General features: G+C 70.2%; 23 protein-coding genes. 4 read left to right on the forward strand and 19 right to left on the reverse strand.

All coding sequences use genetic code 11. From position 1 onward, the window contains the following. Window positions 1-89: 89 nt before the first annotated feature. From KIP79_RS35755 to KIP79_RS35795, 9 genes are all read right to left on the reverse strand, one after another. Window positions 90-1,373: a thymidine phosphorylase gene (locus tag KIP79_RS35755; protein WP_214109412.1), complete on the reverse strand. Its 1,284-nt coding sequence runs from the start codon at window positions 1,371-1,373 to the stop codon at window positions 90-92. Between the two features lie 12 nt (window positions 1,374-1,385). Beyond that, window positions 1,386-1,775 carry a cytidine deaminase gene (locus KIP79_RS35760; RefSeq protein WP_214109413.1) on the reverse strand — a complete coding sequence of 130 codons (390 nt, stop codon included), beginning with the start codon at window positions 1,773-1,775 and terminating at the stop codon, window positions 1,386-1,388. After that, window positions 1,772-3,070: an ABC transporter permease gene (locus KIP79_RS35765; protein WP_214109414.1), complete on the reverse strand. Its 1,299-nt coding sequence runs from the start codon at window positions 3,068-3,070 to the stop codon at window positions 1,772-1,774. The genes KIP79_RS35760 and KIP79_RS35765 overlap by 4 nt, the downstream gene beginning before the upstream one ends. Further along, window positions 3,067-4,209, reverse strand: coding sequence for an ABC transporter permease (locus tag KIP79_RS35770; protein ID WP_214109415.1), 1,143 nt, complete (start codon window positions 4,207-4,209; stop codon window positions 3,067-3,069). The genes KIP79_RS35765 and KIP79_RS35770 overlap by 4 nt, the downstream gene beginning before the upstream one ends. Then, window positions 4,206-5,729, reverse strand: coding sequence for an ABC transporter ATP-binding protein (locus KIP79_RS35775; RefSeq protein WP_214109461.1), 1,524 nt, complete (start codon window positions 5,727-5,729; stop codon window positions 4,206-4,208). The genes KIP79_RS35770 and KIP79_RS35775 overlap by 4 nt, the downstream gene beginning before the upstream one ends. A 138-nt stretch (window positions 5,730-5,867) precedes the next feature. Then, window positions 5,868-6,980 (reverse strand): BMP family lipoprotein, encoded by a 1,113-nt coding sequence (locus tag KIP79_RS35780; protein ID WP_308170060.1) that lies wholly within the window; start codon window positions 6,978-6,980, stop codon window positions 5,868-5,870. Window positions 6,981-7,102: 122 nt separating this feature from the next. After that, complete coding sequence (locus tag KIP79_RS35785; protein WP_214109416.1) at window positions 7,103-8,128, reverse strand: BMP family lipoprotein; 1,026 nt, start codon at window positions 8,126-8,128, stop codon at window positions 7,103-7,105. A 102-nt stretch (window positions 8,129-8,230) separates the two neighbouring features. Next, complete coding sequence (locus tag KIP79_RS35790) at window positions 8,231-9,439, reverse strand: amidohydrolase (protein WP_214109417.1); 1,209 nt, start codon at window positions 9,437-9,439, stop codon at window positions 8,231-8,233. Between the two features lie 12 nt (window positions 9,440-9,451). Then, a complete protein-coding gene (locus KIP79_RS35795) occupies window positions 9,452-10,633 on the reverse strand; it encodes a glutamate--cysteine ligase (protein WP_214109418.1) in 1,182 nt (393 codons plus the stop codon). 243 nt (window positions 10,634-10,876) lie between these two features. Here KIP79_RS35795 and KIP79_RS35800 point away from each other — a divergent pair, with 243 nt between their 5' ends. After that, the gene (locus tag KIP79_RS35800) at window positions 10,877-11,971 is read left to right on the forward strand and encodes a D-alanyl-D-alanine carboxypeptidase family protein (RefSeq protein ID WP_214109419.1); all 1,095 of its coding nucleotides are present in this window, start codon (window positions 10,877-10,879) and stop codon (window positions 11,969-11,971) included. Here KIP79_RS35800 and KIP79_RS35805 read toward each other — a convergent pair. Genes KIP79_RS35805 through KIP79_RS35815 form a run of 3 tightly spaced genes read right to left on the reverse strand, consistent with a single transcriptional unit; the run spans window position 11,965 to window position 15,258 of the window. After that, window positions 11,965-12,906: a YihY/virulence factor BrkB family protein gene (locus KIP79_RS35805; protein WP_308170061.1), complete on the reverse strand. Its 942-nt coding sequence runs from the start codon at window positions 12,904-12,906 to the stop codon at window positions 11,965-11,967. The genes KIP79_RS35800 and KIP79_RS35805 overlap by 7 nt on opposite strands. A gap of 10 nt (window positions 12,907-12,916) precedes the next feature. Further along, entirely contained in the window at window positions 12,917-13,924 is a 1,008-nt protein-coding gene (gene trpS, locus KIP79_RS35810; RefSeq protein ID WP_214109420.1) for a tryptophan--tRNA ligase, read from the reverse strand. A gap of 14 nt (window positions 13,925-13,938) precedes the next feature. Next, on the reverse strand, window positions 13,939-15,258 hold the full coding sequence (locus tag KIP79_RS35815; RefSeq protein WP_214109421.1) for a hemolysin family protein: 1,320 nt from the start codon (window positions 15,256-15,258) through the stop codon (window positions 13,939-13,941). Window positions 15,259-15,351: 93 nt separating this feature from the next. On the opposite strand from KIP79_RS35815, the gene galE reads away from it, so the two are divergent. Next, complete coding sequence (gene galE / locus KIP79_RS35820) at window positions 15,352-16,293, forward strand: UDP-glucose 4-epimerase GalE (RefSeq protein WP_214109422.1); 942 nt, start codon at window positions 15,352-15,354, stop codon at window positions 16,291-16,293. A 40-nt stretch (window positions 16,294-16,333) separates the two neighbouring features. Continuing rightward, complete coding sequence (locus tag KIP79_RS35825; RefSeq protein WP_214109423.1) at window positions 16,334-16,474, forward strand: hypothetical protein; 141 nt, start codon at window positions 16,334-16,336, stop codon at window positions 16,472-16,474. On the opposite strand, the gene KIP79_RS35830 is transcribed toward KIP79_RS35825, so the two are convergent. The 5 genes from KIP79_RS35830 to KIP79_RS35850 all read right to left on the reverse strand — a co-directional run bounded on the left by KIP79_RS35830 (window position 16,458) and on the right by KIP79_RS35850 (window position 22,127). After that, window positions 16,458-17,315, reverse strand: coding sequence for a COG1361 family protein (locus tag KIP79_RS35830; RefSeq protein ID WP_214109424.1), 858 nt, complete (start codon window positions 17,313-17,315; stop codon window positions 16,458-16,460). The genes KIP79_RS35825 and KIP79_RS35830 overlap by 17 nt on opposite strands. A 73-nt stretch (window positions 17,316-17,388) precedes the next feature. Continuing rightward, the gene (locus KIP79_RS35835) at window positions 17,389-19,257 is read right to left on the reverse strand and encodes a serine/threonine-protein kinase (RefSeq protein ID WP_214109425.1); all 1,869 of its coding nucleotides are present in this window, start codon (window positions 19,255-19,257) and stop codon (window positions 17,389-17,391) included. Between the two features lie 166 nt (window positions 19,258-19,423). Then, the gene (locus KIP79_RS35840; RefSeq protein ID WP_214109426.1) at window positions 19,424-20,638 is read right to left on the reverse strand and encodes an NADP-dependent isocitrate dehydrogenase; all 1,215 of its coding nucleotides are present in this window, start codon (window positions 20,636-20,638) and stop codon (window positions 19,424-19,426) included. Between the two features lie 96 nt (window positions 20,639-20,734). Continuing rightward, window positions 20,735-20,977: a DUF3017 domain-containing protein gene (locus KIP79_RS35845; RefSeq protein ID WP_214109427.1), complete on the reverse strand. Its 243-nt coding sequence runs from the start codon at window positions 20,975-20,977 to the stop codon at window positions 20,735-20,737. A 28-nt stretch (window positions 20,978-21,005) separates the two neighbouring features. Next, window positions 21,006-22,127, reverse strand: coding sequence for a citrate/2-methylcitrate synthase (locus KIP79_RS35850; RefSeq protein ID WP_214109428.1), 1,122 nt, complete (start codon window positions 22,125-22,127; stop codon window positions 21,006-21,008). 181 nt (window positions 22,128-22,308) lie between these two features. Between KIP79_RS35850 and KIP79_RS35855 the strand changes: the two genes are divergently transcribed. Further along, window positions 22,309-23,001 carry an FHA domain-containing protein gene (locus KIP79_RS35855; RefSeq protein WP_214109429.1) on the forward strand — a complete coding sequence of 231 codons (693 nt, stop codon included), beginning with the start codon at window positions 22,309-22,311 and terminating at the stop codon, window positions 22,999-23,001. 24 nt (window positions 23,002-23,025) lie between these two features. Here KIP79_RS35855 and KIP79_RS35860 read toward each other — a convergent pair whose 3' ends face one another. Beyond that, window positions 23,026-23,886: a bifunctional methylenetetrahydrofolate dehydrogenase/methenyltetrahydrofolate cyclohydrolase gene (locus KIP79_RS35860; protein ID WP_214109430.1), complete on the reverse strand. Its 861-nt coding sequence runs from the start codon at window positions 23,884-23,886 to the stop codon at window positions 23,026-23,028. A 43-nt stretch (window positions 23,887-23,929) separates the two neighbouring features. Next, entirely contained in the window at window positions 23,930-25,471 is a 1,542-nt protein-coding gene (gene purH, locus KIP79_RS35865; protein WP_214109431.1) for a bifunctional phosphoribosylaminoimidazolecarboxamide formyltransferase/IMP cyclohydrolase, read from the reverse strand. Window positions 25,472-25,538 lie beyond the last annotated feature (67 nt).

The raw sequence follows: 25,538 nt of genomic DNA on the forward strand, positions 1-25,538 counted from the left end.
GGTCCGACCGAAGGTCAAAACGGGCGGGTGGGTGGGACGACCACCGCAATCGGGCGGGTGGGGGGAACAACCAACCCGCTGAGCGATGTCTAGGCCTCGATGCGGTCGATCACCAGGGGCAGCAGGTTCGGGTCTCCGGCGGGGGTGACCGCGTAGCCGTTTTCCAGGGCCTCCAGGGCTCGGGTGAATCTGGCTGTTTCGTCGGTGTGCAGGGTGAGGAGGGCCTGGCCTTCGCGGATCAGGTCGCCGGGCTTGGCGTGGAGGGTTACTCCGGCGCCGAAGGAGACCGGGTCCTCCTTGCGGGCCCGGCCGGCGCCCAGCCGCCAGGCCGCCACGCCCACCGCGTACGCGTCGAGGCGGGAGAGCACGCCAGAGGCGGGCGCGGTGAGCGTCATGGACTCGGCGGCCCGGGGCAGCAGGGCGTCCGGGTCGCCGCCCTGGGCGGTGATCATGCGACGCCAGGCGTCCATGGCGGAGCCGTCCTTCAACGCCTCCTCGGGGTCCTTGCCGGACACCCCGGCGGCCGCCAGCATCTCGCGGGCCAGCCGCACGGTGAGCTCGACCACGTCGGACGGCCCGCCACCGGCCAGCACCTCGACCGACTCCTCGACCTCCAGCGCGTTGCCGATCTTGCGGCCGAGCGGGCGGTCCATGGCGGTGAGCAGGGCGACCGTGCGGACGCCCGCGTCGGTGCCGAGGGCCACCATGGTCCTGGCCAGCTCGCGGGCGTCCGCCACGTTCTTCATGAACGCCCCGGAGCCCACCTTGACGTCCAGGACCAGCGAGCCGGTGCCCTCGGCGATCTTCTTGGACATGATCGAGGAGGCGATCAGCGGGATCGACTCGACCGTGCCGGTGACGTCGCGCAGCGCGTACAGCTTCTTGTCGGCGGGGGCCAGCCCGGCGCCGGCCGCGCAGACCACCGCGCCCGCGGCGCGGAGCACGCCGAGCATCTCCTCGTTGGAGAGGCTGGCCCGCCAGCCCGGGATGGACTCCAGCTTGTCCAGCGTGCCGCCGGTGTGCCCGAGCCCGCGCCCGGACAGCTGCGGCACGTACGCGCCGCAGGCGGCGACCAGCGGGGCCAGCGGCAGCGTGATCTTGTCGCCGACCCCGCCGGTGGAGTGCTTGTCGGCGGTGGGCCGGTCAAGCCCGGACCAGTCCATCCGCTCGCCGGTGCGGATCATGGCCTGGGTCCAGTCCGCGATCTCCCGCCGGTCCATTCCGTTCAGCAGGATGGCCATGGCCAGCGCCGACATCTGCTCGTCGGCCACGTCGCCCCTGGTGTAGGCGTCGATCACCCAGTCGATCTGGGCGGTGGACAGCTCGCCCCGGTCCCGCTTACGGCAGATGACGTCGACGGCGTCGAATCCCATGCTCTCCCCCACTTACCTGGACAGGTCCTCGGGCCCGAACGCGAACGGCAGGATGTCCGCCATGCGCCAGGGCCCCTCCGGCGTCTCCACCAGCAGTTCGGGCCCGCCGTGCTCGTACAGCAGCTGGCGGCAGCGCCCGCACGGCATCAGCAGCTCGCTGTGGCCGTCCACACAGGTGAAGGCGACCAGCCTGCCGCCGCCCGAGGCGTGCAGCGCCGACACCAGCCCGCACTCGGCGCACAGGCCCACCCCGTAGGAGGCGTTCTCCACGTTGCAGCCGACCACGATCCGCCCGTCGTCCACCAGGGCGGCGGCCCCGACCGGAAACATCGAGTACGGCGCGTACGCGCGCGTCATCGCCTCGGCCGCGTGCGCCCGCAGCCCATCCCAGTCGATCGTCATTTGGCCTGTCCCCTCCGGTACGGCAATCCGTCCGCAGCGGGCATCCGGAGCCGCTGCGAGGCCAGGGACAGTACCAGCAGCGTGGCCAGGTGCGGCGTGAACGAGGTGAACTGCTCGGGCACCGTGTCGGTGAGCATGAACACCACGAGCACGGCCACCGCGGCCACCCCGGTGAACAGCGCCGCCCGGTTGCGGGACAGCCGGACCAGCTGGTAGACGGCCACGGCCGCCAGCAGCAGGGCGACCACCAGCAGCAGCGCGTGCACGGACACGCCGCCCTGGCGCAGCTGCAACGCGTCGGTGTAGCCGAACAGGCCGGCCCCCGCGGCGAGCCCGCCGGGCCGCCAGTTGCCGAAGATGACCGTGGCCAGGCCGATGAAGCCCCGGCCGCCGGTCTGCCCTTCCCGGTAGGTTCCGGCGGCCACGATGGACAGGAACGCCCCGCCCAGACCGGCCAGCGCGCCGGAGACGATCACCGCCGCGTACTTGTAGTAGTACACGTTGACGCCCAGCGACTCCGCCGCGACCGGGCGCTCGCCGCAGGAGCGCAGGCGCAGCCCGAAGGCGGTCCGCCAGAGCACCCAGAAGGTGAAGGGCACCAGCAGGATGGCCAGGATCGTGAAGAGCGAGACGTTGGTGGTCAGGCCGCGCAGCAGCCCGGCCAGGTCGGAGACGAAGAACCAGTGCTGGCTCTCCAGCGTGCGGAGCGGGTCGACGCCTTCGAACAGCACGTACTTGTTCTGGCCGCCCGGCCCCCACAGGCCGACGGTGTCCATCTGCGGCACGCGCGGGGACTGGGTGTCGCCGCCGCCCTTCATGTCGGCGAAGACCAGCGTGGACAGGTACTTGGTGACGCCGGTGCCGAGCAGGATGATGGCGACGCCGGAGACCACGTGGTCGACGCCGAAGGTGACGGTGGCGACCGCGTGCAGCAGCGCGCCCAGCGCGCCGCCCGCCGTGCCCGCGAGCACCCCGACCCACGGGTTCCCGGTCACGATGGCGCCCCAGGCCCCGAACCAGGTGCCCAGGATCATCATGCCTTCCAGGCCGATGTTGACCACACCGGCCCGCTCGGACCAGAGGCCGCCCAGACCGGCCAGGCCGATCGGCACGGCCAGGCCGAGCGAGGCGGTCACGGTGCCGCTGGAGGTGATGTCGTTGGCCCCGGTGACCAGCCTGGCCACCGAGAGCAGCACCAGCAGCCCGGCCACGCCGAGCAGCAGGATCGGCCAGGTCAGCTTGAACTTGCGCTTGGGCGGGACGACCTCGGGCGCGGGTGCGGTGATGGTGGTCACACCCCTGCTCCTTCCACCTGAGCCTGGGCCGGGGCCGACAGCTCCCTGCTGACACGACGCTGCTCGGCCGAGATCCGGTACCGGTGCACCAGCTCGTACGCCACGACAACGCACAGCACGATGACCCCTTGCATGATCGTGATGATCTCCGGCGAGACCTTGTGGAGGTTGAGGATGTTGCTGGAGGTGTCCAGGAACCCCCACAGCAGCGCGCCGAACGCCACGCCGACCGGGTTGTTCCGGCCGAGCAGCGCGATGGCGATCCCGGTGAAGCCAAGACCGGCCGGGAAGTCGAGGCTGTAGGAGTAGGACGAGCCGAGCAACTGCGGCATGCCGACCAGACCGGCGACGCCGCCGGAGATGACCATCGCCCAGACGATCATCTTCTTCACGTTCACTCCGCTGGCCACGGCGGCGCTCTCGGACCGGCCGGTGGCCCGCAGGTCGAAGCCGAACCTGGTGCGGTTGAGGAGCAGGTGGAAGCCGATGCCGACCAGGACGGCCAGCAGCAGCAGGCCGAAGACCTTGTTGGGCGCGCCGGGAATGAGCGAGATGCCGGGCACGTGCGCCGACTCGGGGATGGGCTTGGTGCCGATGTTGTTGCTGCCCGCCACCGGGACCGCCCACTGGGTGAGCAGCCAGGCCCCGAGGCCCGTGGCGATGGTGTTCAGCATGATCGTGGAGATGACCTCGCTGACCCCGCGCCGCGCCTTGAGCAGGCCCGCGATGCCCGCCCAGGCCGCGCCCACGGCCACCGCGACCACGATGATCAGCAGGATGTGCAGCGGTCCCGGCAGCGACACCGCGCCGCCCACGGCGGCGGCGATCAGCGCGGCCAGCCGGTACTGGCCGTCCACGCCGATGTTGAACAGGTTCATCCGGAAGCCGAGCGCCACCGCCATCGCCGACAGGTAGTAGGTGGTGGCGGCATTGACGATCAGCGTGAGCGAGCGCGGCGTGCTGCCGTAGTCGATCATCAAGGTCAGGGTTTCGATCGGCGGGTTGCCGGTCACGACCAGTACCACCGCGGTGATCAGGCCGGCCATCAGGATGGCCAGGACCGGGGCGGCCAGCGACAGCAGCCCGGTCAGCTTGACCCGCCCCAGCAGGCGGTTGGTGAAGGTGTCGGGGACCGTCATGCTGCCTCTCCCGCGCCGGTCATGGCCGAGCCGAGTTGCTGCGGGGTCACGTTCGCCGGGTCGACGTCCGCGACGATCCGGCCGCGCAGCAGGACCTTCAGGGTGTCCGACAGGCCGATCAGCTCGTCCAGGTCGGCCGAGATGAGCAGCACCGCCAGGCCGGCCGCCCGGGCCTCGCGCAGGTGGTCCCAGATCGCGGCCTGCGCGCCCACGTCCACGCCCCGGGTCGGGTGGGCCGCGATGAGCAGCACCGGATCGCCGCTCATCTCCCTGCCGACGATCAGCTTCTGCTGGTTGCCGCCGGACAGCGCCGCCGCGTCCACGTCGATGCCGGGGGTGCGCACGTCGTACTGCTCGACGATGCGCCGGGTGTCGGCGCGGGCACCCTTGCGGTCGATCCAGATGCCCTTGGTGTTGGGGGCCTGGGTCTGGTGGCCGAGGATCCGGTTCTCCCAGAGGGGGGCCTCCAGCAGCAGGCCGTGCCGCTGGCGGTCCTCGGGGATGTAGCCGACGCCGGCCTCGCGGCGGCGGAGCGTGGTCCAGTCGGTGATGTCCTTGCCGCCCAGGATGACGGTGCCGGTCGAGGCACGGATGCCCATGATCGCTTCGACCAGTTCGGCCTGGCCGTTGCCCTCGACCCCGGCGACGCCGAGGACCTCGCCCCGGTGGATGGTGAGGGAGATGTCGTCCAGCAGCGGCCGCCCGCCGGTCTCGGCGGGCATGCACAGGCCCTTGACCTCCAGCGCCACCTCGTCGGTGACCGTGGACTCCCTGGTCTCCGGGCTGGGCAGTTCGGAGCCGACCATCAGCTCGGCCAGTTGCCGTGCGGTCACCGTGGCCGGGTCCACGCTGGCCACCGTGGTGCCCCGGCGGATGACCGTGATCGCGTCGGCGACCTTGAGCACCTCGTCCAGGTGGTGCGAGATGAAGATGATGGTGATGCCCTCGCGGACCAGGCCGTGCAGGTTGTCGAAGAGCTCGTCCACCTCGTGCGGCACGAGCACGGCGGTGGGCTCGTCCAGGATCAGGATGCGGGCGCCCCGGTAGAGGACCTTGAGGATCTCGACCCGCTGCCGCTGGCCGACGCCGATGTCCTCCACCAGCACGTCCGGGTCGACGCCCAGGCCGTACGCGTCGGAGATCTGCTTGATCTTCTTGCGGGCGGCGCCGAGGTCGAGCGCGACCAGCGCTTTGCGTGGCTCGCTGCCGAGGACCACGTTCTCCAGGACGGTCAGGTTGTCGGCGAGCATGAAGTGCTGGTGGACCATGCCGATGCCGGCGGCGATGGCGTCCGCGGGGGTGTGGAAGGAGACGGGGGAGCCGTCGACGCGGATCTCACCCTCGTCCGGCCGCTGCATGCCGTACAGGATCTTCATGAGGGTGGATTTGCCTGCGCCGTTCTCACCGACGATGGCGTGGATGTGACCTTTGGTCACGCTCAGATGGATGTCGCGGTTGGCGACTACGCCGGGGAATCGTTTGGTGATTCCCTCCAGCGCGACCGCGGTCTGGGTGCTGATCTCGGCCTCCCTGCTGGAATGGCCCCGATTAGGACATGGCCGTGGACCCAAATCAGGCCATGTCCTAATTACATACAGTGATGGGGACAGTAAACCAAGGGCCCGGGGCTGACGCCACCGGGCCCTTGCGCGTCATCGTCAGGCGCCGGTCGGAACCGTGATCTCACCGCTGATGATCTTGTTCTTGTACTCGTCGATCTGGGCCTTGATGTCGTCGATCTTGCCCCCGGTGAGGGAGTAGTCGACGCCGCCCGCCTTCAGGTCGTAGACGGTGGGGCCGGCCGTGGCCGAGCCGGAGGTGGCGTTCTTGATGAAGTCGAACACCGCCACGTCGACCTTCTTCAGCATCGAGGTGATGATGACGTCGGCGACGGTCGGGTCGGCGGTCTTGGCCTGGTCGGAGTCGACGCCGATGGCCATGGCGCCCGCGGCCTTGGCGGCCTCGAACACACCGGCCCCGGAGCCGCCCGCGGCCTGGTAGACCACGTCGGCGCCCGCGTCGTACATGCCCTCGGCGGCCGTCTTGCCCTTGGCCGGGTCACCGAAGCCACCGAAGTCCGGCGGCTGGGTCAGGTACTTCTTCTGGATGGTGATGTCCGGCTTGACGGCCTTGGCGCCGGCCTCGTAGCCCGCGTAGAACTTCTTGATCAGCGGCACTTCCACGCCGCCCACGAAGCCCACGTTGTTCTTGGTGGACTTGAGCGCGGCGGCCACGCCCACCAGGAACGAGCCCTGCTCCTCGGCGAAGAGCAGGTTGGAGATGTTCGCGCCCTTGGCGTCGGCGTCGTCCACGATGGCGAACTTGACCTCGGGGAACTCCGCGGCGACCTTGCTGATCGCGCCGGAGTAGGCGAAGCCGACCGCGATGACCGGGTTGAAGCCACCGGAGGCCAGCAGTCGCAGGCGCTCCTCCTTCTGCGCGTCGGTCTCGCCGTTGGCGGCCTCCACCTCGTTGACCTCGACGCCCAGCTCGGCCTTGGCCTTGTCCAGGCCGGCCGCGGCGGAGTCGTTGAAGGACTGGTCACCCCGGCCGCCGATGTCGTACGCCAGGCCGACCTTGGCCGCGGTGGCGGCCGGAGCGGAGGAGGCGGCGGAGGACGGCGCGCCGCTGGGCGCGGCGCCGGTGTCGTCACCACCACAGGCAGCGGCGGCCAGCAGCATGGCGCCCGCCGCGGACCCGGCGACGAACCTGCCAAATCTATTGCGGAGCAAGTGGAACTCCCCTTCCGTGACGTCCAACTTCCGTCGCACGCGCGAAAGGAACGCACGGCAACCCTGCACGGAAGATAGTTCTTTGACCTGCAAGAACCCAAGCCGCGAACAAGTCCGCAACAGGTCCGTTATGCAGCTCACGCCACCTTGTGACCCGATGGTCAGTGCGTGGGGACCTTGATCCGGCCGTCGATGATCTGCCGCTTCAGCTGGTTGAGCTGGGGGACGATGTCGGTCAGATGTCCGCCGGTGGTGGCGTAGTCGACGCCCCCGGCCTTCAGGTCGTAGACGACCGGGCCGGAGCGGAAGTCGCCCTTCACCACGCCGTGGATGAAGTCGAAGACCGCCACGTCCACCTTTTTCAGCATCGAGGTGAGGATCGACCCGCGGACCTCCGGGTCGGCGGTCTTGGCCTGGTCGGAGTCCACCCCGATGGCCCAGTCGCCCGTGTCCCTGGCCGCCTCGAACACGCCGCTCCCGGAGCCGCCGGTGGCCTGGAAGACCACGTCGACGCCGGAGTCGTACATGCCCTGGGCGGCGGCCCTGCCCTTGGCCGGGTCGGTGAAGCCGGACAGGTCCGGCGGGTCGCTCAGGTACCTGCTCCGCACCTCGGCCGGTTTGACATGCTGGATCCCGGCCCGGTAGCCGGCCTCGAACTTGTGCAGCTGCGGCACGTTCACGCCGCCGACGAAACCCAGCTTGTTGGTCCTGGACTTCAGCGCGCCCGCCGCGCCGACCAGGAAGGAGCCCTCGTTCTCGGCGAAGAGCAGGTTGCTGATGTTGGGGCCGCGCGCCCCGGGGTCGTCCACGATGGCGAACTTGACATCGGGGAACTCCGCGGCGACCCTGCTGACCGCGCCGGAGTAGACGAAGCCCACCGCGATCACCGGGTTGTGGCCCTCCTTGGCCAGCGCCCGGAGCCGCTCGGCCCGGTGGCCGTCGGTCTCCCCGTTCCCCGCGGGCATCTCCGTGGTCTCCACGCCGAGCTCGGCCTCGGCCCGGTCCAGGCCGAAGGCGGCCGAGTCGTTGAAGGACCTGTCGCCGCGGCCGCCGATGTCATAGGCCAGCCCGACCCTGGTGGGGGGTCCGTGGGTGGGGATCTCCACGGGGTCGTCCTCGATCGCGCACCCGGCCGCGACCAGCGCGGCCAGCAGTGTGGTCGACGCAGTCGCTCCGATCGGGCGCACCTCACCACTCCTTCGCGGGCTCTCCTGTCCAGCGTCGCCAGCCGGAGACCATGGCGAGCCCGCGTGGAGTCAAAGTTTCGGACTACCCCCGGGTCCCCGCGGTCACATCGCGGTGAGGGCGGTGAGCGCGGTGGCGGCCACGACGCGCACCCCCACCCCGATCGCGCGTTCGTCGATGTCGAAGGCCGGGTGGTGGATGTCGCGGATCGCGCCCACCCCGGGCGGGGTCACGCCCAGCCGGGCCAGCGCGCCCGGCACCGACTCGACGTACCAGGAGAAGTCCTCGCCGCCCAGGCTCTGCGGGGTGGGCACGGCGGCGCTCTCGCCGACGTACTTGCCGACCGCGTCGCTCAGCATCTGGATGCTCTTGGCCTCGTTGACCGTGGCCGGAGTGCCCCGGCGGTAGTCCAGCTCCACCTCAAGCCCGTACGGCGCGGCCACCGCGTCCACCAGGGACCTGATCAGGTCGGGGGCGGTGTGCCAGGCGTCCTCGTTCAGGGCACGCACGCTGCCCTGGGCGTACCCGACGTCGGGGATGGTGTTGAAGGCCGAGCCCGCCGAGATCTGGCCCCAGACCAGGCTGAGGCTGGAGCGCGGGTCCACCCGGCGGGAGAGGATGGCGGGCAGCTCGGTGACGATCTTGCTCAGCGCGTACACCAGGTCCACCGTGAGGTGCGGCCGGGCGGTGTGGCCGCCCGGTCCGGAGACCTTGAGCTGCACGTTGTCGCAGGAGCCGGTGATGGCGCCGGTGCGCAGGCCCACCTTGCCGACCTCGATGCGGGGGTCGCAGTGCACGGCGAAGATCCGCTCGACCCCGGAGAGCCCGCCGTCCTTGATGACCTCCAGCGCGCCCCCGGCGATCTCCTCGGCCGGCTGGAAGATCAGCCGGACCCGGCCGGGCAGCAGCCCGGCCTCGGCCTGGTTCTGCAGGAACAGCCCGGCGCCCAGCACGATCGCGGCGTGCGCGTCGTGCCCGCAGGCGTGGCAGGCGTGCGGGTACCGCGAGCGGTAGGGAACGTCCTTCTCGTCCTCCATCGGCAGCGCGTCGATGTCGGCGCGCAGCGCGATCAGCGGCCCGTCGCCCCGCCCGAGGTCGGCCCAGAGCCCGGTGCCCCGGGAGAGCCGCCGCGGCTCCAGACCGGCCTCCTTGAGCCGCTGCGCGATGGCGTCGGTGGTCCGGTGCTCGTTGAACGCGGTCTCCGGGTGGGCGTGCAGGTCGCGCCGGAACTCGATCAGTTCCTCGTCGTGCTTGACGAGGAACCGGGCCAGCTGATCAGCGAGTTCGGTCCCCTCCGCTAGTGAGGTCGTCACGGGCGTTCCCTTTCACGTTCCTATGTGGTCAGACGGTTCACGGGAGGAGTGGCGGCCGGACGTCACGAACCGGTTCTCGGCGAACTCGGTGATGGTGGCGTCCACGACGTCCTCCAGGGTGCCGCCGTCGGCGCGGACGGCTCGCTGGCGCTCGCAGGAGCTGCCCTGCTCCAGCACGTCGGTCAGCACGGCCAGCTCGTCGGCGCAGCCGAGCCGGTCGGCGACGGGCTCGAGTTCGCGGCCCAGCTCGTAGAGCATGTCGCGCATCGGCGCGGTCGACCCGCGGTCATCGGTGATCACGATGGCGTCCAGGCCGTACCGGGTGGCCCGCCACTTGTTGTCCCTGACCACCCAGGCGGCCGGCTGCGGTAGCGTGTAGCCGCGGTCCAGCTGCTGGTCGAACTGCTGCACGAGGCACTGCGACAGCGCGGTCACCATCCCGACCTCCCGCAGGGTGGGGATGCCGTCGAACATCCTGATCTCGATCGTGCCGAAGTCGGGGTGTGGCCGAACGTCCCACCACACCTCTTTGATGCTCTTGATGGTGCCGGCACGCACCAAGGTGTCCATGTACTCCTCGAACTCCGCCCAGCCCGCCAGCAGATGCGGCGGCCCCGCCGTGGGCAGTGCGCCAAAAACGATGGCCCGGCTGGAGGCGAGCCCGGTGTCTTGGCCGCCCCAGTACGGGCTGGAGGTCGTCAGCGCCAAAAAATGCGGCAGGTAGGCCGCAAGTGCGTTGACTATGGGAATGACTTTATCTCTTTCCCGGACCCCCACGTGGACATGTACGCCAAATGTTTGGATGCGCCAGGCCAGCCACTGCAACTCTTCCACCAGCTCGGCGTAGCGCTGCATGGGCGCGTAGTCGGCGTCCCGCCACTCGCTGATCGCGTGCGTGCCCGTGCAGGCAAGCGCGATTCCCCTGGGCTCCACCACGCTGCGTAACCGCCGGATGCTCTTCTCGAGGTCCTGTACGGCCTCGGCCGCGGTGTGGCAGACGTCGGTGACGATCTCGATCTGTGACTGCATGAGCTCGTGCATGGCCTTGGGCCGCGGCCCCTCGCTCAGGTCGGGGACGTCGGCGAGCACGTCACGGGCATCCTGCCGGAGGCGCCGGGTACGGGTGTCGACCAACTGAAGCTCCCATTCGACACCAAGCGTAGCGCCGCGCGACGGATTAAACTCAATCGCCACAACTACCTCCAGAGTCCATCGTCTCAGGCACTGTCACTCCACGTGGCAAAAATCGGTCATCCCGAATCCCTCACCACGCTCGATGACCTTTAGTGCATGGTCACTCAACGCCTAACAACGTCCAATAGCCGCAAACGTTGACACAACGCTCAGACACCTATGCCCGTCCCAGACGGGACTGCACCGGTATGGTCGGCGTGTCGAGATGCGTACGAGTGAGTGCTTTGGGGGATGTGTCGCGACATGCGAATAGGGACGCGCGCCCTCGGGGTCGCGGCACTGACATGTGCGCTGGTCACCGGCCAGGTGACCCCTGCCAGAGCGGAGACCGTGGGCGGTGAGCGGCTGGCCGGGCGCGGCTTAGTGCTGCCGGACGGGGTCAAGGCGCCGGAGAGCAAGGCCGCCGCGTTCGTGATCGCCGACGCCGACACCGGCCAGGTGCTGGCCGCCAAGAACCCGCACGGGCGCTTCCTCCCGGCCAGCACGCTCAAGGCGCTGACCGCCCTGACCCTCATCCCGAAGCTGGACCGCAAGAAGCTGGTCCGGCCCAGCCAGGAGGCGTGCAACATCGAGGGCAGCGCGGTCGGGCTGGTGCCCGAGCCGATCTACAAGGTGGACGACCTGTTCCGCGCCCTGCTCATGGTCTCCGGCAACGACGCCGCGCACGCCCTGGCCGAGGCCAACGGCGGCCTCACGGTCACCCTGGCCGACATGAACGCCGAGGCCCGGCGGATCCAGGCGCTGGACACCGTGGCCAAGACGCCCAGCGGCCTGGACGAGCCCGGCCAGAGCAGCTCCGCCTACGACCTGGCGCTGATCGCCCGGGCGGGCCTGAAGATCCCCGCCTTCCGCTCCTACATCTCCACCAAGACCGCGCACTTCCCCGCACCCGAGGGCTACTACGAGATCGGCAACCACAACAAGCTGCTCTGGAAGTACGACGGCATGGTCGGGGTCAAGAACGGCTGGACCTCCAAGGCGCTGGGCAGCTTCGTCGGCGCGGCCCGGCGGGACGGGCACACCGTCATCGTCGCCATCATGCGCCACGAGGGCTACTTCTGGGAGGAGGTGGCCGGGCTGCTGGACTGGGGCTTCGCGAACCGGGGCAAGGTCACCCCGGTCGGCACCCTGGTCGACCCGGTGCCGCCGCCCGCGCCGACCCCGCAGCCCAAGCCGAAGCCGGCCCGCATCCCGGCCTCCGGCGCCGCCGCGGCGGCCAAATCCACCGAGAGCGGCAGCGGCATGCCCCTGGTGGCCACGCTGGTGCTGGGCGCCGGGCTGGCCGGCGGCCTGATCTGGCTCGGGATCGGCCTGCGCCGCCGGAGCCGCCGTCAGTAGGCGCCCGTCGAGGGCATGGGGCTGGGTTCCGGCGGCGGCCCGAGGCCGGCGGTCGCCGTCCAGGACGCGGCGTAGAGGATCACCCGGGCGGACAGGTTGATCCACACCAGCAGCCCGACCACCACCGCGAACGCGCCATAGATCGGATTGTGCAGGGTGCCGGCGAGCACCAGCGCGGCCAGCTGCTTGAGCACCCCGAACAGCACGGCGCCCAGCAGCGCCCCGCGCAGCAGCACCCGCGGCGGCTGGTCCAGGTTGGCCACCCAGCCCAGCAGGATCAGGAAGAGCAACACGTCCGCGCCGAGGCTGACCAGCAGGCCCACCACGGCCACGCCGAACCCGGCCGGTGCGGAGCCGGCCAGGCCCAGCCAGCCGGTGACCGTGGCGGTGGCCCCGGTGGCGAAGCCGGAGACCAGCACCGAGGCGAGCATGGTGATCCCGCCCAGCAGCAGCGCCACCAGGTCCCGCAGCTTGGCGACGAAGAAGTTGGGCTGTGGCTCGGCGGTCATCCAGATCCGGCGGAACGCGGTGCGCAGCGCGTCCATCGCCCCCAGACCGGCGTAGAGCAGGCCGAGCAGGCCGATGGCGCCGGCGCCGGCCCGGGCCTCGGCCAGGCGGTCGAGCTGGAGCTGGTCCGCCAGGCCGGGCAGCTGCTGGTTGATCGCGGTGGAGATGGTGGCCTTGGCGCCGGGGGTCAGCCAGCCGAAGCTCACCGCGTACCCGAACAGCGCGAAGACCAGGGCGATCAGCGGGAAGAAGGACAGGAAGGCGAAGTAGGTGACCGCGCCCGCCAGGTGGTCACCGTCCTGCACCTGGTACCGCTGCACGGTGCGGATCAGGTGGTCGATCCAGTGGTACCGGATGCGGGCGCGCTCGGTGAGGTCGCGACCGCGCGCCTTGAGTGCTTCGAACCGTTCCTGGAAGCGCGCGATCACACTGCGCTCTTTACCCCGCGGTGGGCAGGAATCCCACGTTCGCCCTGACCTTCTCCATCGTCTCGGCCGCCACCGCGCGGGCCTTGGCGGCGCCGATCGCGAGCATGCGGTCCAGCTCGGCCTCGTCGCCGAGGAGCTTCTCGGTGCGCTCCCTGATCGGCTCGAAGAGCTCGACGATCGCCTCGGCCACCTCCTTCTTGAAGGTGCCGTAACCCTGGCCCGCGTACCTGGCCTCCAGCTCGGGGATCGGGGTACCGGTGATCGCGGACTGGATGCGGAGCAGGTTGGTGATGCCCGGCTTGTTCTCCTCGTCGGCCACCACCTCGCTGCCCGTGTCGGTGACCGCGCGCATCACCTTCTTACGGAGCGGGCCCGGCTGCTCCAGCACGTCCAGGATGCCCTGCGGGCTGGAGGAGGACTTGGACATCTTGGCGGTCGGGTCCTGGAGGTCGGTGATCTTCTCGACCTCCTTGAGGATGAACGCGCTGGGCACCGTGAAGGTCGGCCCGTACCGGGTGTTGAAGCGCTGCGCCAGGTCGCGGGTGAGCTCCAGGTGCTGCTTCTGGTCGGCCCCGACCGGGACCTGGTCGGCCTGGTAGAGCAGGATGTCGGCGGCCTGGAGGATCGGGTAGGTGAACAGGCCGACGCCGGCCGCGTTCTCCCCCGCCTTGGCGGACTTGTCCTTGAACTGGGTCATCCGCCCGGCCTCGCCCATGCCGGTCTGGCAGATCAGGATCCAGGCCAGCTCGGAGTGCTCCCGCACGTGGCTCTGCACGAAGACCGACGAACGCTCCGGGTCCAGGCCGCAGGCGAACAGCTGCGCGGCGGCCACCCGGCTGCGGCGGCGCAGCTCGGGCGCGCTGGGGTGCACGGTGAGCGCGTGCAGGTCGACCACCATGTAGAAGGCGTCGTGCGAGTCCTGCAGCGCGATCCACTGGCGCACCGCGCCCAGATAGTTGCCGAGGTGGAAGGAATCGGCAGTGGGCTGGATACCGGACAGTACGCGAGGACGGGCCATGACACCTGATTCTGTCAGGAGTCGCCGGGCGGTAGCGACTTGGAATCGTCAGCGAGGGGTCGAGGAGTGACCCGGACCAGGGCGACCCGGCGGCCGTCCAGCTCGGTCACGGTCAGTGTGGCCCCGGGGCCGTCCACCGACTCGCCCACCGCGGGCAGGTGGCCGAGCACCGCCATCATGTAGCCGCCGAGCGTCTCGTACGGCCCCTCGGGCAGGCGGATGCCGGTCTCCTCGGCGAAGTCCACCAGCCGGACCAGGCCCTCCACCTCGATCTCCCCGGCGATCCTGCGGACCGAGTGGTCGTCCACGTCGTACTCGTCGCGGATGTCGCCGATCAGCTCCTCGACCAGGTCCTCCAGGGTCACGATGCCGGCGGTGCCGCCGTACTCGTCGACCACGATGGCCAGGTGGTGGCCCTCGTCGCGCATCTCGGAGAGGGTGATCAGCACCCGCTTGCTGCCGGGCACCAGCTTGACCGGCCGGATCGGGACCACTTCGCTGATCGGGTCCACCCGCCCGGTGAGCACCGGATCGAGCAGGTCCCTGACGTGCACGAACCCCACCACGTCATCGTATGACCCGCGGAACACCGGGAACCGTGAGTACGGCATGCTGGCCGCCAGCACCGCCGCCTCGGCCAGCGTGGTGTCCGCGGCCATGAACTCCACCTCGGTCCTGGGCAGCATGACCTCGCGGACCTGCCGTTTCCCCGCCGCGAAGACCTCGCCGACGATGCGCCGCTCGTCGTCGGTGAGGTCGGTGTGCCCGGCCACCATGTCGCGCAGTTCCTCGGTGGAGACCTGCTCCCTGTCGGTCTCGGGGTTGCCGCCGAGCAGCCGGACCACCCCATCGGTGGATTTGGAGAGCACCCAGATGACCGGCCGGGAGAGCGTGGCCACCAGGTCCAGGAAGGGGGCGACCACCAGCGAGAGCGACTCGGCCCGCTGCCTGGCCAGGCGTTTGGGGGCGAGCTCCCCGAGCACCAGGGAGATGTAGGAGATGGCCAGGGTGACCAGCGCCAGCGAGATCACGGGGGTGGCCTGGCCGGCCAGCCCCCACTGTTCCAGCACCGGGTCCAGCTCGCCGGTAAGCCGGTCGGCACCGAAGGCGGCCGAGAGCACGGTGGCCACGGTGACCCCGATCTGCACCGCCGACAGGAACCGGTTGGGGTCGTGGGCCAGCTTGGCCACCCGGGCGCCGCGCCGGCCCAGCGTGGCGAGCCGGCGCACCTGGCTCTCCCGTAGCGAGACCATGGCCATCTCCGCCGCCGCGAAGAACCCGCCCACCAGGATGAAGAGCAGCACGATGGCGATGTTGACGAGAACTGTGTTCACGGGATGCTTCCGGCGCCGACAGATCGATTGGTTGCCAGCCTACTCAGCTAGGCTGGGTCGTACAGATTCAAACACAAACGAACAGGACCAAACATGAAGCTACTGGTGACCGGAGGGGCCGGGTACATCGGCAGCGTCGTCGCGGCCCAGCTCGTCGAGGCCGGGCACAGGGTGACCGTGCTGGACGACCTTTCGACCGGCCACGCCGACGCGGTGCCGCCCGGCGCGACCTTCGTACACGGCTCGATCACCGATCCCGGCGACCTGACCGGCTACGACGCCGTGCTGCACTTCGCGGCCAAGTCGGTGGTCGGCGAGTCGGTGGAGCGTCCCGGATACTACTGGTCCGGCAATCTCGGCGGCACGCTGGCCCTGCTGGACGCCATGCGCGGCGCCGGCGTCGGCCGCATCGTGTTCTCCTCCACCGCCGCGGTGTACGGGGAACCCGAACGCGTCCCCATCCTGGAGACCGACCCCACCCGCCCGAGCAACCCGTACGGGGCCACCAAGCTGGCCGTGGACACCGCGCTCACCACCTTCGCCGCCCTGTACGGCCTGGCCGCCGTCAGCCTGCGCTACTTCAACGTGGCCGGCGCGTACCGGGGCTACCGGGAGCGGCACGCCCCGGAGACCCATCTGATCCCCAACGTGCTCCGGGTGGCCCTCGGCGAGCGCGAGTCGATCAGCATCTTCGGCGACGACTACCCCACTCCGGACGGCACCTGCGTGCGCGACTACGTACACGTGGCCGACCTGGCCAGGGCCCATCTGCTGGCGTTGCGGGCCTGCGAGCCGGGGGTGCACCGGATCTTCAACCTGGGCAACGGCACCGGTTTCTCCAACAAGGAGGTGGTGGACGTCTGCCGGGAGGTCACCGGCCGGGAGATTCCCACCGTGGCCGCCCCCCGGCGCCCGGGGGACCCGGCGGTGCTGGTCGCCTCCGCCGAGTTGATCCGGCAGGAACTGGGCTGGAAGCCGGAGCACGCCACCTTGCACGACATCGTGGCGGACGCCTGGCAAGCGCTACTTCCGTAATTGGCCGGATTCATTGCGTGAAATATGATGAGATCTCACTATGGGTTTCCCCCTTCGCGACCTGCTCGTCAAGGTGGGGCTGGTGACGCTCATCGTGCTGGGGAGTGTGCTGGCCGCCGCCGGGGTGGTCTTCGCCACCGGCGGCGCCGCGGCGGAACAGTCCGTCAAGTGCCCCGGTTGATCGCCATACGCAGCCGGGCCTGGTTGTTGGCCGGACGCCGGTCCCCCAGGCCCCGCGAGTAGACGGTCGCCCGCGCCTGGACCGGCCGTGTCCGCAGCACGCGGGCCGGGGCCCGGAAGGCCAGCTGGAACCGGGTCTGCCCACCTGACCTGATCGGCTGCAGCGCGCAACCGACGAAACCGTTGAACGCGTGGCAGCGGGCCCCGGTCCCGGCCAGGAACTGGGCCCGGCCTGCCTGCAGGTAGACGAAGGCGTCCCGGACCACCCGGGGCCCCCGGTTGGCCACCACGGCCTCCATCGTGAAACGTTCACCCGGACGGGGCACCCCGCGCGCCGGGCGGAACCGGACCGCCAGGTCCGCGCCCTCGTCCACGTTGGTGACCGCCTCCGCCTGGTTGTCCTCGTCGTGGCCGTCGAGCACCTCGGAGGTGAGCGAGGCCTGCGCCCGGAGCGGGCCGCGCGCGCTCGGCCGGACCAGGGCGGTGATGGTGACCCCGCCGGAACCCCCGGCCAGCACGTCCCGCGGCGAGCGGCAGACCACCTCGTTGTAGCCGCGGCCGGGGCGGCACTCGCTCACGTCCACGCTCATGATCTCCACCTCGCGCGGCAGCGTGACGGTCAGCACCGGAAGCACCGCGTCGCCCGGGCCGGAGTTGTGCACCATGACCCGGTAGACCAGCGGCTGGCCCGGCTGGGCGACCTGCGGCGTGGCCTCAATCCGGACATTCAGGTCGGCGCCGCCCCACGGCGCGGTCCGCCCGTCGCCCCGTTCAGCCAATGCGGGTCTGGCCAGTACGCCGGTGAACAGGCAGACGACAACGGCAACGACCCAGCGACCCATGCAAGCTCCCCCGAACTCTCGGGAACCAATTCAACGCCGTCCCGGCAGCTAGATCGTTCCCGACACGCCGGGCTCAGCAGGCCAGCCGCTCCGGCGTGTCCCGGCCCGGGGTGAAGGCCACCTTGCCGAAGAACCGGGCCATGAGCCGCTTGGCGGTGCCGCTCTCGTACAGGTCGAGGATGGCCTTGCGGACCGGCTCGCAGGTGCGGGTGTCGCCCTTGGGCAGGCCCACCGCGTACCGCATGCCGCCGATGGCCAGACCCATCACCCGGAACTTGAGAGTCTCCTCGCGGTTGGCGAAGCCGGCCAGGATGAGGTCGTCCCCCGGGACCGCGTCCACACCGCCCCCCTTGAGGAGGTTCATGCAGTCGCCGTAGTTGCCGGCGTGGACCAGCGTCATGTTCACCCGGGCCAGCACCTGCTCGGCGCTGGTGCTGTTGTCCCGGTCGCACAGGCGCTTGCCGGTCAGCGCGCCCACCCCGTCGATCCCGGCGTCCTCCCGGACCAGCACGTCCGTCCTGGCCACGTAGTACGGCCCCGCGAAGGTGACCTCGTCGTTCTTGTAGTCGTCGTAGGAGTAGGTGGCCACCACCAGGTCCACCTGACCGGTCTTCAGGGCTTCCGCCCGGGTGAACCGGCTGACCGTCCGGAAGGTGACCCCTTCGGCGGGCACCCCGAGCTTCCTGGCGATGTACTTGGCCACCTCGACCTCGAAGCCCTGACTGCTCAGGCTCAGGTTGGGCAGGTCGTCGCGGACTCCGACCACCAGTTTCCCGGTGGCGGCGGCCTTGTCGAAGACCGAGGCGTACGCCGTCGGGGACGGCGGGGCGGTGGTGGGCACGAGGGCGCTGACCGTGACCGACGGGGAGGGACCGACGCCGGAGTTGTCCAGGGCCTGGGTGGCGTAGGCCACTCCGGCGATGACGGCCACTGCGGCCCCCACCGCAACAGCCGCCGGTATCCAGCGACGTTTCGGCCTGGCCGGGAGCAGGGTCGGAGGCACGGGCACGCCTGGGCCGATCCGGGCCTCTAACGGGGGCGGCGGACCCGAAGCGTGATTTATCCGAGGAATGGGCCCTGTTTCGGGGTTGGCGATGTGGGCGCCCTCGGTGAGCACCACCGTGGAGGCGCCCCCCACGTCGGTCCGCCCCAGCAGCCGCAGCAGCAACTGGTCGGCGGTGGGCCGGGCGGCGGACGCCTTGGCCAGGCTGGCCTGGACCACGCCGCGCAGCGGCTCGGGCAGCTCGCTCACGTCGATGTCGTGGTTGAGCACCCGGTTCAGCACGGCCGCGATGGAGTCCCCGCCGAAGGCGGCCTTCCCGGTCGCCGCGTACGCGATGGTCGCGCCCCAGGCGAACACGTCCGTGGCGGGGCCGATGGCGTCCCCGGAGATCTGCTCGGGCGCCATGTAGGCGGGGGTGCCCACCGCGCGGCTGGTGATCGTGCCGGTGGAGTCGATGATCCGGGCGATCCCGAAGTCCACCACCCGGGGGCCGTCCGCCGCCAGCAGCACGTTGTCCGGCTTGAAGTCGCGGTGCACGATGCCCGCCTGGTGGATGGCGGTCAGCGCGGTGGCCGTGCCCACCGCCAGCCGCTCCAGCATCACCCCGCGCAGCGGCCCTGAGCTCTCCACGGTGTCCCGCAGCGAGGGCCCGTCGATGAACTCGCTGGCGATGTAGGGCGTGTCGCCCTCCAGGTCGGCGGCCATCACCCGGGCGGTGCAGAAACTGGCCACCCGCTGGGCGGCCCTCAACTCGCGGGCGAACCGGGAGCGGGCGATGGCGTCACCGGTGAACCTGATGTGCAGGAGCTTGATCGCGACCTGTTCCCCGGCCTCGTTGACGCCCAGGTAGACGACGCCCTGGCCGCCCTCGCCGATGCGGCCGGACAGCGTGAAAGGACCGAGCTGGTTCGGATCCCCCGGTCCGAGCGGCACGATCATGGTTTCCCCACGTCTCTGTTTAAGTACTGACGAGGAGCACTTTACGACCAGCAGACCCAGGTGTCGGATTCCGAGACCGCGTCGTGATCAGGGTCGTGATCGAGACCATGAACGGGCCGTCGCGCGACGGCCCGTCCGGGGGATGCCATGATGTCCTGCCGCGAGGTCAGGCCATCTTCTTCTTGAGGTTCTCGTCCAGCGCCGCCAGGAAGTCCTGCGTGGTCAGCCACTCGGCGTCGCCGCCCACCAGGAGGGCCAGGTCCTTGGTCATCTGGCCGCCCTCCACGGTCTCCACGCAGACCTGCTCCAGCTTCTCCGCGAAGCCGATGACCTCCGGCTGGTTGTCCAGCTTGCCGCGGTGCTGGAGGCCACGGGTCCAGGCGAAGATGGAGGCGATCGGGTTGGTGGAGGTGGGCTTGCCCTGCTGGTGCTGGCGGTAGTGCCGGGTGACCGTGCCGTGCGCGGCCTCGGCCTCCACGGTCCGGCCGTCGGGGGTCATCAGCACCGAGGTCATCAGGCCGAGCGAGCCGAAGCCCTGGGCCACCACGTCGGACTGCACGTCACCGTCGTAGTTCTTGCAGGCCCAGACGTACCCGCCTTCCCACTTCAGCGCGGCGGCCACCATGTCGTCGATCAGCCGGTGCTCGTAGATGAGCCCCTTGGCCTCGAAGTCGGCCTTGAACTCGGTCTCGTAGATCTCCGCGAAGAGGTCCTTGAACCGGCCGTCGTACGCCTTGAGGATGGTGTTCTTCGTGGACAGGTAGACGGGGAACTCGCGGGCCAGGCCGTACCGGAACGAGGCGCGGGCGAAGTCGCGGATGGACTCGTCCAGGTTGTACATGGCCAGCGCCACGCCGCCGCCGGGGAAGTCGAAGACGTCGAGCTCGATGGGCTGGCTGCCGTCACTGGGGGTGAAGGTGAGGGTCAGCGCGCCGGCGCCGGGGACCTTGATGTCGGTGGCACGGTACTGGTCGCCGAAGGCGTGACGGCCGACCACGATGGGCTTGGTCCAGCCGGGCACCAGGCGGGGCACGTTGGACATGATGATCGGCTCGCGGAAGATCACACCGCCGAGGATGTTGCGGATCGTTCCGTTGGGGGAACGCCACATCTTCTTGAGGCCGAACTCCTCCACCCGGGCCTCGTCGGGGGTGATGGTGGCGCACTTGACGCCGACACCGTGCTCCTTGATGGCGTTCGCGGCGTCGATGGTGACCTGGTCATCGGTGGCGTCGCGGTGCTCGATGCCGAGGTCGTAGTACTTCAGGTCGACGTCGAGGTAGGGCAGGATCAGCTGGTCCTTGATGAACTGCCAGATGATCCGGGTCATCTCGTCGCCGTCAAGCTCGACGACCGGACCCGCTACCTTGATCTTGGGCATGCGTGCGGTTCCCCTTCTGGAATAACACTGGCCAGACAATCCCTTTTTGAGGTCACTGGCGGTTGAGGCTATCGAACGGGCGGGCGGGGGCGGCGACTAGGTCGGATGAAAGTCGACCAGGAACGCCAGCGATCCTGTCACCAGCAGGAATCCGAACAGGGCGAAGGTGAGGACATCAGTCCTCCTGGCGCGGATGGCCAGCGCGCCGGTGCGCCGGCCGGGCACCAGGAGCCGCAGGCCCGCGCCCAGTAACATGGACACGCCGATCACCAGACCCCCCGTCGTGGCGGGATAGTCCAGCGCGATGAGGGCAAGACCGGTAGCCGCACCCGCTGCCACGAACAGGTACGGCCACCACGAGGTCCGGTTAGCGTTCGTCGATCTGCTTCCACTTCTGGTCGCGCTCGCCGATGTACTCGCTGTCCGGGCGGATCAGCCGGTTGTCGGCGTGCTGTTCGATCACGTGGGCGGTCCAGCCGGCCATCCGGCTCACCGAGAAGACCGGGGTGAACAGGTCGGTGGGGATGCCCAGGTAGTGGTAGACGGTCGCGGCGTAGAAGTCCACGTTGGGGAACAGGCCCTTCTCGGCGAAGACGACCTCCTCCATCTCCAGCGACATGCGGAAGTAGGTGTCGTCCCCGGACGCCTCGCCCAGCTCCCTGGACATCTTCCGCAGGTGGGTGGCCCGCGGGTCCTCGGTCTTGTACACCCGGTGGCCGAAGCCCATGATCTTCACGTGCGCGGCGAGGCTGTCCCGCACCGCCTGCGCCACCCCGGCCGGGTCCAGGCTCTCCAGGGTGCGCATGACCTGCTCGTTGGCGCCGCCGTGCAGGGGGCCCTTGAGCGTGCCGATGGCGGCCACCACGGCCGAGTGCATGTCGGACAGGGTGGCCGCGCAGACCCGGGCCGCGAACGTCGAGGCGTTCATGGTGTGGTCGGCGTGCAGCACCAGGCACTCGTCGAAGATCTCGACCTCGCGCGCGGACGGCTCCCGCCCGGTGATCTGGAGCAGGAAGTTGGCCGCGACGCTCAGCCCGGGGTCCGGGTCAGTGATCTTGGTGCCGGTGCGCGCCGCGTGGTACTGGGCCACCAGGATCGGCTGCTGCGCGGTCAGCCTGGCCGCCTTGCGCAGGTTGGCGTCGGCCGCGTTGGAGTCCTTGTCCGGGTCGTCGGCGCTGGCCAGCGAGACCAGCGTGCGCAGGGCCTCCATCGGCTCCTGCTTCTCGGCGATCTCCGTGATGTTGGCCTGCACCAGATTGCCGAGGCTGCGGCCGCGGACCAGTTCGGCGCCGTATGAGGCGAGTTGGTCGCGGGTGGGAAGGTTGCCGTGCTGGAGTAGGTGGGCGGTTTCTTCGAAGGTGGTACGTCCGGCCAGGTCGTGGATGTCGTAGCCACGGTAGAACAGCCGGCCGGCCTTCCCGTCGATGTCGCTCAGCGCGGTCGACGCTGCCACCACATCGGCGAGGCCTTTGGTTGGCTTGTCCGCCATAAGTGATTCCTCCGCTTATCTACGCCCGAAGTCTACCCGTGAGCAGGTAAAGGGCTTGGCAGAGGTCCAGACCAATCGCCCGAACGATTCCGCTTATGGCAAAGGCGATTCCCCATCCCCACGTTTGGGTAAGCCGGAGGTGTAGTGAAAGTAACGGCGGGCTACCTGGGGAGGAACTGCCGTGGAGGGGCCGTTCATACGGATCGAGGACACCGGCGAGCTGGTGCCCTTACGCCCCGAGATCACCACCATCGGCCGGGGCCGAGGGGCCGACATCCGGCTGACGGATCCGAGCGTGTCACGTTTACACGCCGAATTCGTCCGCCGCGGGCCGTACCTGTACGTCGTGGACCTGGGCCTGTCCAGGAACGGCACGCGGGTGAACGGGCGGCCGATCGCCCGGAGGGTGCTCGACGACGGCGACGTCGTCTCGTTCGGCGCCGCCCGGACCAGGGTCGGCGGGGTGCCCCGCGAGGACATCGCGCCCGAGGTCGAGCTCCGGCGGGCAGCCGCCCCCGAGCTGACCCGGCGCGAGGTCGACGTGCTCACCTCGCTCTGCCGTCCGGCGCTGTCCGACGAGGCGTTCGTCGCCCCGGCCACCGCCCGGGAGATCGCCGACGACCTGGTGGTGACCGAGGCGGCGGTCAAGCAGCACCTGCTGCGGCTCTACCAGAAGTTCCGCATCCCGGAGGGCACCAACCGGCGCACCCGCCTCGCCAACGAGGTCGTCGCGCTGGGCCTGGTCCGGCCGACCCCGGTGGTCCCGCCGCAACGGGCGACCGAGGCCGGTTCCGCACCCTCCGGAGCCGCCGGAACTCCGGGCGCGCCACCGCAGTCCGCCACGGGCACATCGGCGGGCCGCCGGGCGAGCTGAGGCCGGCTTAGGAGCGCTTGCTACTCAGGAGCGCGTCGAGGCGGCCCGTTCCGCCGCCTCGACCACGTTGCTGAGCAGCATCGCCCGGGTCATCGGGCCCACCCCGCCGGGGTTGGGCGCCACGAACCCGGCCACCTCGGCGACGTCGAGCGCGACGTCACCGGCGATCTTCCCGTCCACCCGGGAGACGCCCACGTCGAGCACGGCCGCGCCGGGTTTCACCATGTCCGCGGTGATCAGGCCGGGCACCCCGGCCGCCGCGACCACGATGTCCGCGCCGCGCACGTGGGCGGCCAGGTCCCGGGTGCCGGTGTGGCAGAGGGTGACGGTCGCGTTCTCGCTCCGCCGGGTGAGCAGCAGGCCGAGCGGGCGGCCCACCGTGATGCCCCGGCCGACCACCACCACCTCCGCCCCGTTCAGCTGCACGCCGTACTCGCGGAGCAGGCGCACGATGCCGTGCGGGGTGCAGGGCAGCGGGGCCTCCACCATGTGCACCAGGCGGCCCAGGTTGACCGGGTGCAGGCCGTCGGCGTCCTTGGCCGGGGCCACCTTCTCCAGCAGCGCCATCGTGTCCAGGTGCCGGGGCAGCGGCAGCTGGACCAGGTAGCCGTCGCAGTCCGGGTCGGCGTTCAGCTCCGCCAGCACGGCCTCCACCTCGGCCTGGGTGGCCTCGGCCGGAAGCTCCCGCTGGATCGAGGTGAGCCCCACCTCGGCGCAGTCCCGGTGCTTGCTGGCGACGTAGATCCGGCTGGCCGGGTCGTCGCCGACCAGCACGGTGCCCAACCCGGGCGTCACTCCCTGCTCACGCAGCTTGGCGACCCGGGTGGCCAGCTCAAGCTTGATCTTCGCCGCGGTCGCCTTGCCGTCCAGCGTCTGTGCGGTCATCGTTCCCCCTCGGAGGTGGCTGGCATCTCTGACATCAGCGGCATCAGTGGAAGAAGTGCCGGACGCCGGTGAAGTAGAGCGTTATCCCGGCCGCCTGGGCGGCGGCGATGACCTCGTCGTCCCGGATCGACCCACCCGGCTGGACCACGGCCGTGACGCCGCCGTCGATCAGCACCTGGAGCCCGTCGGCGAACGGGAAGAACGCGTCCGAGGCGGCCACCGAACCGGCGGCGCGCTCCCCCGCCCTGGAGACCGCCAGCCGGGCCGAGTCGACCCGGTTGACCTGGCCCATGCCGACCCCTACCGAGGCGCCGTCCTTGGCCAGCAGGATCGCGTTGGACTTCACCGAGCGGCAGGCCCGCCAGGCGAAGGCCAGGTCGGCCAGAACCTGTGCGGTGGGCTCGGGGCCGGCCTTGAGCTCCCACTTGTCCGGCTGGTCGCCGGGGGCCTGGAAGCGGTCGGTGTGCTGGATCAGCAGGCCGCCGTCGATCCGGCGGAACTCGGCGGGGTTGGCGGGGCCGTTCGGGCAGGCCAGCAGGCGCAGGTTCTTCTTGGACTCCAGCACCTCCAGGGCGTCCGGGTCGAAGGAGGGCGCCACCACGACCTCGGTGAAGATGGGGGCGATCTGCTCGGCCAGCGCGCGGGTGACCGGGCGGTTCACGGCGATCACCCCGCCGTACGCGGAGACGGGGTCGCACTCGTGGGCCTTGCGGTGGGCTTCGACCACGTCCGCGCCGACCGCGATGCCGCACGGGTTGGCGTGCTTGATGATCGCGACGGCCGGGTCGGTGAAGTCCCAGGCGGCGCGCCAGGCGGCGTCGGCGTCCACGTAGTTGTTGTAGGACATCTCCTTGCCGTGCAGCTGGTCGGCGGTGGCCAGGCCGCCGGTGTCGGCGGCGTACAGGGCCGCGGCCTGGTGCGGGTTCTCGCCGTAGCGGAGCGTGGTCTGGCGGCGCCAGGTGGCGCCCATGAAGGTCGGCCAGGCGTCCTCCGCGGCGTACACGTTGGCGAACCAGGAGGCCACTGCCGTGTCGTAGGTGGCGGTGTGCGCGTACGCGCGGGCGGCCAGGCGGCGGCGGTCGGTCAGCGTGAAGCCGCCCTCGGCCAGCGCGGCCAGCACGTCCGGGTACGCGGACGGGTCGGTGATCACCGCCACCGTGCTGTGGTTCTTGGCGGCGGCGCGGATCATCGCCGGGCCGCCGATGTCGATCTGCTCCACGCACTCGGCGTCCGAGGCGCCGGACTCGACCGTCTGGCGGAACGGGTACAGATTGACCACGGCCAGCTGGAACGGCTCGATCTCCAGTTCCTCCAGCTGCTTGACGTGCGACGGGTTGGCGCCGTCGGCGAGCAGGCCCGCGTGCACCCTCGGGTGGAGCGTCTTGACCCGGCCGTCCAGGCATTCGGGGAAGCCGGTGAGGGACTCCACCTTGGTGACCGGTATGCCGTACCCCGCGATGGTGGCGGCGGTGCCGCCGGTGGAGACGATCTCCACACCCGCCGCCTCCAGACCTCTCGCCAGGTCCTCCAGACCAGACTTGTCGTATACCGCGATCAGCGCGCGGCGGATGGCGATCCGAGTCACTGGGTACTCCTCCTGTTTTGTTTCCGCCCGGGTTGTCAGGAACCGGACTTGCTCCATCGTGCCTTGC

The sequence above is a fragment of the Acrocarpospora catenulata genome, from assembly GCF_018476525.1.
GTDB classification, from domain to species: domain Bacteria; phylum Actinomycetota; class Actinomycetes; order Streptosporangiales; family Streptosporangiaceae; genus Acrocarpospora; species Acrocarpospora catenulata.

What these genes read in the sequence shown, in the direction of transcription:
- KIP79_RS35755 (WP_214109412.1), bottom strand. Translation starts at nt 1,373, where the DNA reads ATGGGATTCGACGCCGTCGACGTCATCTGCCGTAAGCGGGACCGGGGC.
- KIP79_RS35760 (WP_214109413.1), bottom strand. Translation starts at nt 1,775, where the DNA reads ATGACGATCGACTGGGATGGGCTGCGGGCGCACGCGGCCGAGGCGATG.
- KIP79_RS35770 (WP_214109415.1), bottom strand. Translation starts at nt 4,209, where the DNA reads ATGACGGTCCCCGACACCTTCACCAACCGCCTGCTGGGGCGGGTCAAG.
- KIP79_RS35800 (WP_214109419.1), top strand. Translation starts at nt 10,877, where the DNA reads ATGCGAATAGGGACGCGCGCCCTCGGGGTCGCGGCACTGACATGTGCG.
- trpS (WP_214109420.1), bottom strand. Translation starts at nt 13,924, where the DNA reads ATGGCCCGTCCTCGCGTACTGTCCGGTATCCAGCCCACTGCCGATTCC.
- galE (WP_214109422.1), top strand. Translation starts at nt 15,352, where the DNA reads ATGAAGCTACTGGTGACCGGAGGGGCCGGGTACATCGGCAGCGTCGTC.
- KIP79_RS35825 (WP_214109423.1), top strand. Translation starts at nt 16,334, where the DNA reads ATGGGTTTCCCCCTTCGCGACCTGCTCGTCAAGGTGGGGCTGGTGACG.
- KIP79_RS35830 (WP_214109424.1), bottom strand. Translation starts at nt 17,315, where the DNA reads ATGGGTCGCTGGGTCGTTGCCGTTGTCGTCTGCCTGTTCACCGGCGTA.
- KIP79_RS35835 (WP_214109425.1), bottom strand. Translation starts at nt 19,257, where the DNA reads ATGATCGTGCCGCTCGGACCGGGGGATCCGAACCAGCTCGGTCCTTTC.
- KIP79_RS35840 (WP_214109426.1), bottom strand. Translation starts at nt 20,638, where the DNA reads ATGCCCAAGATCAAGGTAGCGGGTCCGGTCGTCGAGCTTGACGGCGAC.
- KIP79_RS35850 (WP_214109428.1), bottom strand. Translation starts at nt 22,127, where the DNA reads ATGGCGGACAAGCCAACCAAAGGCCTCGCCGATGTGGTGGCAGCGTCG.
- KIP79_RS35860 (WP_214109430.1), bottom strand. Translation starts at nt 23,886, where the DNA reads ATGACCGCACAGACGCTGGACGGCAAGGCGACCGCGGCGAAGATCAAG.